A 12,674-nucleotide genomic window follows, 5' to 3' on the forward strand; every position below is an offset into this window, starting at 1 on the left:
TTAATTACCGAGAGATCCCGGCTCATACTCGTAGGTTCCAACGACCTCCTGTTGCTGCTCCTTTGCTGAGTCTTCAGGAAGCTCTGCATCAGCCACACCGCCGAACATGGTTTCATAGAAAGTTGCAACGCAGCTGGCTTCTACTTTACCGTTTTCAAAGGTTTCCTTCTGCTCTACAGGCTTGACGGTAAGGTCGCTGATAAGGCACCGAAGGTCACTGTGCTCAAGTATATTTAGGATGTTCTCTGCTTCGCTATAATGATCCACAGTAAACTTCAAGGAAAACTCTCTTCTTATCTGGTTTCCCTCCCTTGTAATACTGGTAAATCCAACATAATAATCCTCAGAAGCTGCCAATGTACTGTTCAGGAAAACAAGCTCCTGCTTACCTGCACTGTAGCTTGGCATAATGCTGATAATATGTCCGTTCTGTGCATATTCCTCTACGGATTTCTGCATTCTCTGAATCTGCGCCACTTTCGCATCCAGAGTCGCCAGCTGAATTTCAAGTGAAGCCGCATTTTCCTTGGATCTGTTTATCCTGTCGGTTACAGGCTGAAAGATAAACAGATAATACAGAGCCGCCAGAATGATCAGAACAAGAATTACCAGCAATGTTTTTTCTCTGGATGACAGTTTTCTTGATAAAATGTTCATTACTCGCCCCCCTGCTCATCAGCTTTAAGTGTTGTCAGATAAATATTGATCTCTGCATTTACTATGGTGCCTGCATTGGAAGTATCGACAATCTCTCCTTCCAGCTCCCCTGTTTCATCAAAGGATGGAGCCTCCTGAGTCGATGTCGTACTTACTTCCGACGTTTCCTTCTGAGCCATGGCCAGCGAACAACTCTCAACTATTTCCTGATCCGAAAGGGCTGCGGTAAGTTTGCTCATGGTGTTAAGGGAATCACCTGTCACTCCCACCACCAGTGTTGTACCCTGGAGGTTCATGGACTTGACTGATACTCCCTGACTTGCTATAAAATCAGCAAGTTTTGCTACATCCGTTCTGCTGACTCTTCCCCTCTCTTCCTCTGTCATGTCATCCCAGGTGTAATGGTAATACTCAACGGAGAGTTCCTCCGATTTTTTTATAAATGCAGTATCTGCATCCACCCTGGTCTGTAGTTCAGCTTCATATGCCCTTGCCCTGTTAAGCTCGGCATATTTGTCTACTATTCCTACCTTTACTGCAAGAACCAGTAATGCTATGGCAGCTACTATACCAAGAGCAATCAGTTTCCAGTCAGTCTTCTTAACATCGGCATAGGCCTCGCTTTCAAGAATACCCACATCCTGTAATACGCTCTTGAGAACTGTCGCTGAAGCAAAACTTACGCTCAGTTCAGGTCTGTCCGCTTCTTGCGGGAACATGTCATTCATGGTATAGACCGACTTGTCTATTCTCTCTTTTAGAAGTGCTACAAGGGGCTCCGTCAAAGCACCGGGGCCACAGATAACCACATCCCTGAGCTTCGCTGTCATATCGGACATATCATAGTAGTTAAGACCTTTTATTACTTCCAGTGATATATCTTTATACGAATTAACTGCGCTTCTGGAATCCTGACAATTTTGGAAGTTATTTCTTAAATATGTTTCGGCAATATTCACGTCAACATTTAGTTCATCCGCAACAGACTGAATTATTTTATTTTCACCTATATCTATGATGTGGCTGAGCCTGTATGCCTCGTCCCTGAACATGCGCATGGTAATGCGATTACTTCCTATATCCAGGAAGCACATATCCTTTTTGGCCTCTTCCTGATCTTCAACATCAGCCAAGAGCGCCTCATATACAAGTGTCTCAGGTACAGCTCTCACAAGCTTAAGTCCTGCGAGCCTCAAGATTTCACCAATCTTTCTGATATATTCAACAGGAACCGCATAGGCAAAGATGCTCACATTTCCTGAAGCCTTTTCGTCTTCGGGACCTCTTTTTATGAAATCAAAGATGAAATCCTTCGCATCTCCAAGAATGTAATCATTGAACTCGTAGGGTATGTTGAGTTGAAGCTGCTCATCGGACATGTTGGGCATCTCAAAGCTTCTGATAAGGAGGTCAGTATCAGGAATGATAAAGTTAGCCTTCTTGGCCGATATTTTGTTTTCCTTCATCTTCTCCTTGAGAAACTCAGCAAAGAGATTCTCCGAAAGGATCTTGTAGTCATCCACAATGTTGTTTGGAACGTCAGTCCAGACAGTCTTCTGGATTTTGCCTCCTTTCATGATCGAGAGTGAAAGCTTTCCGTGCCTTACGTCGATACCGAGAATTCCATCATTTTTTGCCATTTGTGTACCCCTTTTATATACTTATGTTTTCATTACATAAAAAAGCCAAGATACCAGTTTGTGAGCATATCCCCAAATATCATAAGAAGATACCCGCTAAGTGCTATTGAAGGCCCGAAAGGGAATTCCTTCGAAGCAGTTTTAATAAATATCTTCCTTGCTCCAGCAAACAAAAGTCCTATTATACAGGACAAAAGAACCAGCTCATAACTGCCTGCATATCCAAGATAAAGTCCCAGCAGGGAAAAGAGCTTTATATCTCCACCACCCATGCTGTCTCTTCCAAGGACCTTGTCCATCACTACGCTTATAAGAAGCATCACCGCGCCGATGATAACACCTGCCAGCAGATGGTGAAGAACCCATTTTATATCGTGTATTCCAAGCAAAAACTCCGCTGCTGTAAATATTATCCAGGAGACAGCTCCCGTTATAAGTGTTCCGTCCGGGATCTCAAAGGTCTCCAGGTCTGTGAGGGCTATCACGAAAAGACATCCCGTCAAAAACCAGTATTTGAAAAAAGAAATTGCAGCTCCGAGGTTTAAGTCAAATATCCCTATGTACAGTCCAAGGCTAAGGGTCATAAAGAAAAGTTCCGTTATGGGGTATCTTACAGATACCTTCGCTCCGCAGTATTTGCACCTGCCCTTGTGGATCAGGTAACTAAAAACCGGAATAAGGTCCGTGGCAGCCAACTCATGGGAACAGCTCATACAGTGGCTTCTCCCCTTTACAAAATCTTCTCCTCTTGCAATGCGCATCGCTGTGCAGTTAAGGAATGATCCAAAGACCAGTCCGAAAACAGCCGTTAATACGCCGTAATAGATCAGCAATTGTATTTATCCCCCACTCTCTAGTAGTAATTATCTGTAAGCCCGGGTATCACATACTTCCGTACATTGTGAACATAGCCATGTAAATTGCGATAACAATAAATCCGGCGATACCTGCGATAAAGATAAGAAGCGTAGGCTCGAGCTTTGATATGGCGCTTTGAACCGCCGTTTCAAGCTCATTGTCATAATATTCTGCGGTAACATCCAGCGTGTGCTTCATCTCACCGGTCTCTTCACCCACACCCACCATATCGGTAAGAATGTCAGGCATGATCTCGGTCTCTCTCATGGAATCCACAACAGTGCGGCCTTCCTCAATCCTAAGTACCATTCCTTCCACTTTTTCTTTGAAAAGGTCATTGGTCATTACCTGGCTTGTAATGTGTATTGCTTTTGTTATAGGAAGTCCCGCTCCTATCATGGTAGCCATGGTATTGGCAAAAAGACTTGCTGCGTTGAGCTCTGCTATATTTCCAAGGACCGGAAGTTTAAGCTGAAGTCTTGCCAGATTCATCTTGCCGCTTGGAGTCCTCTTATAGAGGATAAAAGCTACAATGATAGCTGCAATGATTATTATCATGTAAAGAAAATACTTACTAAAGAAATTGGAAGTTCCGATAAGAATCCTGGTCATAAGAGGAAGCTCGGTCCCAAGATCTTTAAAGATTGCCGTAAATGTGGGAACAACCTTCACCATAAGCACCATTACAACTACTACCGCTACAGCAAGAACGAACAGAGGATAGCCCATGGCAGCTCTTACCTTGGCTCCCATCTTGGTCTGCTTGTCAAAGTGCCTTGCCATGGAATCAAAAGCTCCGGCAAGATCACCTGCAGCCTCTCCCGCTCTTATGGTCTCTATGAAAGTAACCGGGAAAAGATTCCCTCCGTGATCCTCAAAGGATGAAGAAACCGAACGGCCCGCCTCAACATCATCTCCTACCATCTGAAGGATCTTCTTAAGCTTTTTGTCGGAGATCTTGTTTGTTATCAGCCTGATGGCTCTTGAAATAGGAATACCTGCCGAAAGGATGGTTGACAACTGGTTGCACATAAGTGTGAATTCCTTGTTGTTGAGCTTGGAGCTTCCTATCTCAACATTAAGGAAATCAGGAAGTCCAAGGGCTCCCTTTAATTCTTTGATATCAAGGACCATATCATATTGCTGTCTCACCTTGGATGTGGCATCAACCTGATTAACGGCCTCTATCAAACCGGTAACTTTTTCGCCTGTGGCTGAAAGTGCTGTGTACTTATAGCTGTTCACCTACGTTACCCCCGTTTAGTTCATGTTTCTGGTTACATAGTCCTTATTCACACAATAATGAAGAGCATTTTCTCTTGTTATCAGGCCCTTTCTAACCAGCATGACAATAGCCTGATCCATGGTTTGTCCGCCAATCTCTGCACTGGTGGCAACCGCATTGGCAATCTGAGGTGTATTGCCTGTACGGATAAGATTTCTTATGGCATCCGTAACGATCATATATTCCGCAGCCAGGGCTCGTCCTCCGCCCTTTTTCTGTATAAGCTGCTGGGTAAGTACTGCCTGAAGAACCATTGAAAGCTGAAGTCTTATCTGCTGCTGGGCTGCCTCAGGAAAAACCTGTACCATACGGTCTATGGAATCCGATGCAGATCCCGTATGCAGTGTTCCGAATACCAGATGACCGGTCTCAGCAGCTGTAATGGCTGTTTCTATGGTATCCCTGTCACGCATCTCACCGATAAGTATTACGTTGGGGTCCTCACGAAGAGAGGCCCTAAGCCCCATGGCAAAGCTCTGGGTATCCTTACCTACTTCTCGCTGGTTAATAGCGCATAAGTCAGGCGTGTACATATACTCAATAGGATCTTCCAGTGTAACGATGTGTCGCTTATAGTTGTGGTTGATATTGTCCAATATTGCAGCAAGAGTTGTGGATTTACCGGATCCTGTTTCTCCGGTTACCAGAACGATCCCCTTGTGGAGCTTAGGAAGATCCATTACTGCGGGAGGAAGTCCAAGAGTATCAAGTTCAGGGATGCGCTCCGAAAGAATACGAAGAGCAAGGCTTGGAACTCCCTGCTGTTTAAACAGATGAATACGGCAACGATTCCCCGCAAAACTATCTGCTGCGTCCAGCTCTCCTGTTGTCATCAGTTCATTGAAGTATTTTTCGGTCTTAGCAAGCTTTTTAGCAAGAGAAATACAGTCTTCCTCTGTTACAGGAGTATCCTCCATATTTTCGAGATCTCCACTCTTTCTGTATTTTGGCGGAAGTCCACAAACAATATGGATATCCGATGCCCCTTCTTCTTTGGCTCTTTTTACCAGCTGTTCAATATCGGTCATGATTTCGCCCACCTTTATCTTTAATCGTTTTCGTTGGTTATCCTCATAACTTCATAAGCTGTTGTAATTCCCTCAAGTACAAGTCTTGCACCTGCATCCTTAAGAGAAACAAAGTTATTCTCGGGCTTCAAAAGTTCCGCTTCAATAGCTTTTCTGCCTGCATTTCTGTAGATAAGCTCCCTTACCTCGGGAGTTATAAGCATGATCTCGAATACCGCGATTCGTCCGGAATAACCGGTGTTGTAGCAGTGCTGGCATCCCCTGCCGTATCTGAACTTAAGGCCCGGCTGCATTTTTAAGTTGAGTCTTTCAACTTCGTCCCTTTGGGGTTCATACTCCTCGCCGCAATAAGGGCAGATACGTCTTATAAGTCTCTGGGAAATTACACCTCGCAGGGTTGCGGATACAAGGTAGGGTTCAACTCCGATATCAATAAGACGGTCTACTGCACCTACAGCGTCATTGGTATGAATGGTACTGATAACGAAACGTCCTGTAAGGGCAGCCCTCATACAAATCTCAGCAGTCTCACCATCACGGATCTCACCTACCGACACGATATCCGGGTCCTGACGAAGGATAGCACGGAGACCGTTAGCAAAAGTCATGTTGGTCTTGGGATTGATCTGTACCTGATTAAGGCCGTCCAGGTTATACTCGATAGGATCCTCCAAGGTAACAAGGTTTACGTCCCTGGTATTAAGTTCGTTGAGCATTGCGTACATGGTAGTGGTTTTACCGGAACCGGTAGGACCAACCAGGAGCATAACGCCGTTCTTGTAATGGATAAGCTTCTCATACTTCTCCATATCGTCCGGCCTAAGTCCCAGCATTTCTTTATCAATGTTAGTGTTGGATTTGTCCAGAAGACGACATACTATCTTCTCTCCCCAGGCAATAGGAAGAGTGGACACACGCATGTCGATACTTTTATTTAAGACGCTTGCAGCAAATCGCCCATCCTGAGGAACTCTCTTTTCAGCAACATCCATTCCGGACATTGTCTTTACTCTGGCGATTACTGAAGCAGTGATGTTCTTTGGTACCGTAAGGATATCCCTCATGATACCGTCAATTCGCATACGAACATCCATGTCGTTCTCTCTGGGCTCGAAATGGATATCCGATGCACGCTCCTGAACGGCGCGCTCTATGATAGAATTCACCAGACGGATTGTAGGAGCGCTCTCGGCGTCTCCCGTTATCACGTTTGATGAGATGATAAAGTCAAAGTTAGAAAGCGAAGCTTCGGATGGATTTTCTTCATCTCCCTGTTCCTTCGCGTAATCAGCGATAGCTTTGTTGGCAGTCTCATTGCCATACAGCGAGTTGATGGCATGTTCAACCGCAGCCTTGGTAGCAATAAGGGGAACAACCTTTAAACTGGTTGCCTTCCTTACTTCGTCCATGGCGAAATAGTTTAAGGGATCTTCCATTGCAACAAACAGGGTATCCCCCTGCTTCTGCAGCGGAACCAGATGGTTCTGTCTGGCGGTGTTCCTTCTGACAATACGCGTCATCTCCCCGGAGATATTCCTCTTGTTGAGATCCACGTAGTCAACTTCAAGCTGAGTAGCCAGAGCCTGGGCTATATTCTCCGGTGTAACAATCTTGTTGCTGATAAGGACTTCCCCAAGCTTCTCGTGGGTGAGCTTTTGCATGTCCAATGCAAAGTCAAGTTCGTTGTCAGTGATAAGCCCCCTCTCGATCAAAAGCTCGCCAATTCTCCTCTTAGCCATCTTATCCCCCTTCGCTGATTCGATTAATCTGAGTTTTAGGTCGTTGTTTAACTGACAGTTCCTTATATACAAAATATCCTCAGCGCATCTGAACGGTTTCCGGCTTGAAACCAGACAGTTTCGCTAAGGTCTAATCTCAATATGTTAATCGCCCCTCCTCGGCTCCTATGACGAGGAGGGGCATAAAGCATACTGCGCAATCAATATACTATTTTTTATCAGTTAATGTCACCATCTATGGAGAAACTTACAGGTGAATTACCTGCTCCGCTAAGGGACACTTGGACTGTATGTGATGACGCAGTAACTGTAGCTGTAGCTCCCTGCAAATCAGCTGCGTTTACAGCTGATTGAACTCCTGAAGCGGTAGGTGTTGTTCCAGATCCTAAACAATCTGCTACATATTCTGCATACGCTGATCTTGCATTAGCAGTTCCAGTTGCCAACTTAGCATTATTAAGCTGAGCAGTAAATACAGGTATAGCAACCGCTACCAAAACTGCGATAATAGCTACAACAATAAGTAATTCAGCAAGTGTGAAACCTTTTCTGTCTCTGATTTTTTTCATCATGTCTTCTTTCTCCCTTCATTATTTAGGTATTTTTGTGCACTCCCCCTAATAATTTGGGAGTACCTAAGCAGCTTCGAAAGTCCAGCACCTTTCCAAGCATATCTCAAGTTAATTTTATATCTTACGCATAGGTACTGCAAGGCTAAAATTCGTTATTTAGACATATTTTATATCAAATAATGTAATATTATCTGATTATTTCACACAAATTTTTGGATTTTAATATTTCTTTCATAAAAGAACACCTGAAACGCAAAAACAAGGACAGATATTATGCTAAGAATCTTCCCCACAAGAAGGCCTGGAACAACATATTCTAGCCTAAACGAATGCTCTCCCGCAGGAACCTTTGCTGAAAGGAAAATATCTGCAGTTCTAAATGTTTCTTCCTTAATACCATCTACAGTCAATTTCCAGCCCGTATCATATGGGATGGTAAACATGATAAGCTGTGTATCATCTACTGTAGCATCACCTACTAAACTAGTATCACTTATTTTCGTTATTGAAGATTGCCTATTTCTAAGTGTTTCTGAACATTTTTCAAGAACCGAATCATCCGAATAGTAGATCTGCAATCCCTCAAGCGTTATCGCCAAAAATGCTCTTGTCACATTTTCATTAAAGTAAAGCCTTCCAGACACCTCTTCTCCTTTTCGATAAGTTCCGATGTACTTTAATGCATCTTCCATAGTCCCGAATCCATCGATAATAGCTGCAGAATCATACATATACACTGATCCATCCCTTGCTGCTTGAAAACTGATCTCTATATAGGAGGTATTTGGATAAATTACATTTCCATTCTCATCAGTCACAGATTTGTTACTCTTATTTTTAGAATTCTCATTTTCATCTTCGTCTGTAAATATACTCATCTCTTCTGAGAACAACTTTGCTTCTTCGCTATTCATCGCAAATGATTCTATAGAGTTATGTATTGCGACATTATAATTATTTTCTCTGATAAATATATTTTCATCAGATCCCGTCATTGCCTTCCAAATACAATTCTGTATATCAAAAATATCTTTATTTGATTCTAAATCAATATCCTTGACTTCATCATTGCTAACTACTAGTAAATCCAAAGCAAATGGATTTTCATAAATGCTGTTTCCCTCAATCGCATTCATTTTTTTTATATAATTTTTCTCTTTCTCCAGGTCTCTTTTTGAAATAACATACTTAATTCCTAAAAGAGAATCCGTTGCAGCCGTCACGCCACTCCCGTAACTGTTTGCTTTTTGCCCGGTCCAATTAATGCCAAGCTTCTGAAGATTACTTGTAACTACATAGGATGAATAGGTAGCATGTCCCACTCCGTTGTAATGGAACAAAAACGGATCCTGCCCCATTCCCTTCGTCATTTGATCTTCGATTTCCAGCCTGTAAAAATCTTTATCGCTTTCCAAAAGTCCATAAACCGGAGGTTGTCTTATAAAAATATCATTTCTAAATTCTGTTTCCCCACTCCCCCACTCATCCAATATCTTTTTCTCTGAGGTGTAATAATTTATATACAACTGCAGACTGACACATAAAAGCATTATAAGAATAAGGCTTCTTTTGTCCGATCTTTCCGGTCTGAATCTGTAAAATGCATAACATGACAGAATAAGAGAAAGAATCAGAAGATCCGCAACTACATTTCCTCCGGAAATAAACTCGTATGAGACAGAAAAAATAACAAGTACAGATAGCACAAGAATAATAAGTGCCTTCTTAAGGTCCTTCAGATCGAGTTCATAGATATACTGCATTTCTTTTGCCGCAATGAGTAGTAAGAAGAAAGAGAAAACAAATGACTGCCTGTGATTGAACCAGGTATTACTGGAGAACCCCTGAAATATTGCTTTAAATGTCTTTATGTAAAAGCTAAGCCCATAGGCAACCAGAATAGCTGAAACCGCTATCTTCTCTCTTTTTGAGATCTCTTTATTCAAAAAATACAGTATTACCAGCAAGATCGTGAGTACTCCGCAAAATATAACAGGATATCCGTTTATTATCTGTGATGTGCTGTCGGCACCAGAAAAGAGTTTTGCTGCCATTTGCAAAATAGGTCCGTTATCCTCAAAAGCAAAATCACTGATATTAGTTGTTTTAATCCTGTCCGTGCATGACAATAACGCCGGAAGCCAAACAATGCTCCCAAGGAATCCTCCGGTTACCGATGCTATGGTATATCTTACAAAAATCTCTTTTCTTTTCCCTATAAGCTTGCTATTCATAACATAGAGATATGCAGCAAATACAAATACCGATGCCATGCAGACAATAAATCCCATTTGGAAACCTGATAGCACTGTATAAGCGATACTTATCGTATATAACGCCGTCCTCTTCTCTTCTATAAGTTTGACAAGTCCAAGAACCATCAGAGGAAGAAATACTACACCCATATGAAAAAGCGGATTGTAATTATATACAACCATATATCCCATCAGAGCATAGGAAGTAGAGAAAATAATATTTGACGCGTGCTTTCCAAGTATTCCAGAAAGGCAAAGAAACATAGTAAGGCCACACAAAGAAGTATCAAAGATAATTGCCGCACTGAAAGCTTGAGGCATATAATCCCAGCCGGCAATAAGATAGAATAATGAAATTGGATGAAAAAGCTGTGTACTGTTCAGAAGAGCAATATTAGATCCTATGCCATCAGAAAAAGAATAATACATACTATGTTCACCCTTTAACACAGTAGTAAAATAGCTGAGCCAGGGTGTGTAATAGTAGTATGAATCGCCAAACAAAAGCGTGTTATTCCCAAATGGAGTAACCTTAAGTGCAGCAAGAGCTGCTATGGTAATAAGAGCTGGCAGAAAAAAGGATGCCACTACCAATAGAATATACTTTTTACGACTCATTAATCATCTCCCCCGAACAAATAATAAGTGAAAACCCACTCCCCATAACCGGGAAGCGGGTTTAGTATTCTAAATGCATTTTTATCGTAACATAGTTAAATAGCCATTAGGTTTTCGCTGCTCTCTTCAGCAGCGCAATATATGCCTTGTACTTGATCCTGAATCTAGCATCCGAAGTAACCTTCTCAAGAGCTTCATCGCTGATCCCGGGATTCTTGGTCACAAGCTTTGCTACGCGCCAGTCATTGTCGTTCTTAAGATTCATAAGAGCTTCTTCCGGAGCGTTGGGATTCCTTACAACATTCTCTCTTACGATCCACTCTTCGTCCTGGGAAAGGCGAAGCAGAGCTTCCTTGGGAGCGCTCTTGTTGCTGGCAACGGCCTTTCTGATATAGGCATCGTTGTAGCCGGAAAGATATTCAAGAACATTTTCGGGAGCGCTGACATTCATGGCCACGTTCTCGCATACTCTCCAGTCCTCATCTTTTGCAAGCTTTGAAAGTACCTGATCAGGGGTCTTCTCATTTCTGGCAACAGCCTTTCTTACGTAGCCGTCATCGTCCTCTGCCAGATATCTTAATATTTCATCTGAAGCTTTTTTGTTTCCTGCAACGGAAGTACGAATGGACTGCTTAACATCTTTTGCAAGCTTATCAAGGATATCCAGAGAAGTATTGGGATTCTCCGCAACAGCTCCTCTTACGCTGGTCTCCGGGTCATTCAAAAGAGCATTCAAAACGTTTAAAGGTGCCTTGTCGTTTTTGGCAACATTCTCACGAACCGCACTCGAGATGTCACGGGCAAGAACCGTGAAGGTTGCCTCGGAGTTTCCGCTGTTCTTTGCTACCGCTGCTCTTACATCTTCTTCCTTGTCTTTGGCAAGCTTCTCCAGGACAGAGGCTAAAACACTGGGATTCTCTGCAACTGAAAGTCTTACGGAATCCTCTTTATCCTCTGAAAGCTTCTCCAGTATAGTCACAGATGTTCCGGGATTGCCGGCAACTCCGCTTCTTACCACATCGCTGGCATCTGCTGCAAGCTTCTCCAGGGCACTTGCGGGAGTATTCTTATTCTGAGCTACTCTGTATCTGATAACATCGCTCTCATCATTAGCGAGAGCTTCCAGAATCTTCACAGGTGTATTGGCATTTTCTGCAACTCCCCAGCGAACAGCATCATTAAGATCCTTGGCAAGGAACTCAAGAGTCTCCAGGGAAGCATTGGGATGAGCTGCTATTCCTCGAAGAACGGCAAGATTGGTCTTATCAAGTTCGTAGAGTTTATCAAGGACCTCAGTGGGGGTATCTTCGTCTCTTATGATATCCTCGCTTACAACAGCCCACTCTGCATACTTGTAATCATGGTCAAAAAGCTCCAGTACATCACTAATAAGTTTGCCGTACTCCATAGTTATCCTCCAATTAAGCGAAACAATGATGAACAGTCCCCAATAAAACAACGATATATACTATCATAATACATTTGAAAAAAGAACGCCACAGCAATAACGCTGTGACGTTCAAATAAATTCAATTTTTAGAATTGATGTAGTTGATGAGCCCTTCAGAATCTATGATCTTCTGCATGAATGGCGGGAAGGCCTGGCCCTGGAAGCTCTTGCCTGTGGTCTCGTCCGTGATAACGCCTGTATCAAAGTCGATGCTGACCACATCTCCTGCATTTATATTCTCTGCAGCCTCCTCACACTCAATGATGGGAAGACCGATGTTGATGCTGTTGCGATAAAAGATCCTTGCAAAGCTCTTTGCGATAACACAGCTTACACCCGAAGTCTTGATGACCAGCGGTGCATGCTCTCTTGAGGATCCGCAGCCGAAGTTCCTGTCAGCCACGATCACGTCACCTTCCTTGACCTTGTTTACGAAATCCTTGTCGATATCTTCCATGCAATGCTTAGACAGCTCTTTTGCATCGGTAATTGCCAGATAACGGGCGGGAATGATAACGTCCGTATCTACATTGTCTCCATATTTAAAAACTGTTCCCTTAGCGGCTTTCATA

At 43.0% G+C, this 12,674-nt stretch carries 10 protein-coding genes; all 10 read right to left on the minus strand.

The annotated features are described in order from the left end of the window. The 10 genes from gspM to leuD all read right to left on the minus strand — a co-directional run bounded on the left by gspM (nucleotide 1) and on the right by leuD (nucleotide 12,673). The gene (gene gspM / locus T456_RS0113705) at nucleotides 1–657 is read right to left on the minus strand and encodes a type II secretion system protein GspM (RefSeq protein WP_024866588.1); all 657 of its coding nucleotides are present in this window, start codon (nucleotides 655–657) and stop codon (nucleotides 1–3) included. Continuing rightward, nucleotides 657–2,297: a pilus assembly protein PilM gene (gene pilM, locus T456_RS0113710; RefSeq protein ID WP_024866589.1), complete on the minus strand. Its 1,641-nt coding sequence runs from the start codon at nucleotides 2,295–2,297 to the stop codon at nucleotides 657–659. The genes gspM and pilM overlap by 1 nt, the downstream gene beginning before the upstream one ends. 32 nt (nucleotides 2,298–2,329) lie before the next feature. Then, nucleotides 2,330–3,130: a prepilin peptidase gene (locus T456_RS0113715; RefSeq protein WP_024866590.1), complete on the minus strand. Its 801-nt coding sequence runs from the start codon at nucleotides 3,128–3,130 to the stop codon at nucleotides 2,330–2,332. A gap of 49 nt (nucleotides 3,131–3,179) precedes the next feature. After that, complete coding sequence (locus T456_RS0113720; RefSeq protein WP_024866591.1) at nucleotides 3,180–4,400, minus strand: type II secretion system F family protein; 1,221 nt, start codon at nucleotides 4,398–4,400, stop codon at nucleotides 3,180–3,182. A gap of 15 nt (nucleotides 4,401–4,415) precedes the next feature. Next, nucleotides 4,416–5,468, minus strand: coding sequence for a type IV pilus twitching motility protein PilT (locus tag T456_RS0113725; protein ID WP_024866592.1), 1,053 nt, complete (start codon nucleotides 5,466–5,468; stop codon nucleotides 4,416–4,418). Nucleotides 5,469–5,488: 20 nt separating this feature from the next. Next, a complete protein-coding gene (locus T456_RS0113730; RefSeq protein ID WP_024866593.1) occupies nucleotides 5,489–7,207 on the minus strand; it encodes a GspE/PulE family protein in 1,719 nt (572 codons plus the stop codon). A 218-nt stretch (nucleotides 7,208–7,425) separates the two neighbouring features. Beyond that, nucleotides 7,426–7,779: a type II secretion system protein gene (locus T456_RS0113735; RefSeq protein ID WP_024866594.1), complete on the minus strand. Its 354-nt coding sequence runs from the start codon at nucleotides 7,777–7,779 to the stop codon at nucleotides 7,426–7,428. Nucleotides 7,780–7,979: 200 nt separating this feature from the next. After that, the gene (locus T456_RS0113740) at nucleotides 7,980–10,652 is read right to left on the minus strand and encodes a YfhO family protein (protein WP_024866595.1); all 2,673 of its coding nucleotides are present in this window, start codon (nucleotides 10,650–10,652) and stop codon (nucleotides 7,980–7,982) included. A 106-nt stretch (nucleotides 10,653–10,758) separates the two neighbouring features. After that, on the minus strand, nucleotides 10,759–12,060 hold the full coding sequence (locus tag T456_RS21540) for a hypothetical protein (RefSeq protein ID WP_024866596.1): 1,302 nt from the start codon (nucleotides 12,058–12,060) through the stop codon (nucleotides 10,759–10,761). A 121-nt stretch (nucleotides 12,061–12,181) separates the two neighbouring features. Then, on the minus strand, nucleotides 12,182–12,673 hold the full coding sequence (gene leuD / locus T456_RS0113750) for a 3-isopropylmalate dehydratase small subunit (RefSeq protein WP_024866597.1): 492 nt from the start codon (nucleotides 12,671–12,673) through the stop codon (nucleotides 12,182–12,184). Between the last annotated feature and the right edge of the window lies 1 nt (nucleotide 12,674).

It is taken from the genome of Butyrivibrio sp. FCS014 (assembly GCF_000526935.1).
In the GTDB taxonomy this organism is placed as follows: Bacteria; Bacillota; Clostridia; order Lachnospirales; family Lachnospiraceae; genus Butyrivibrio.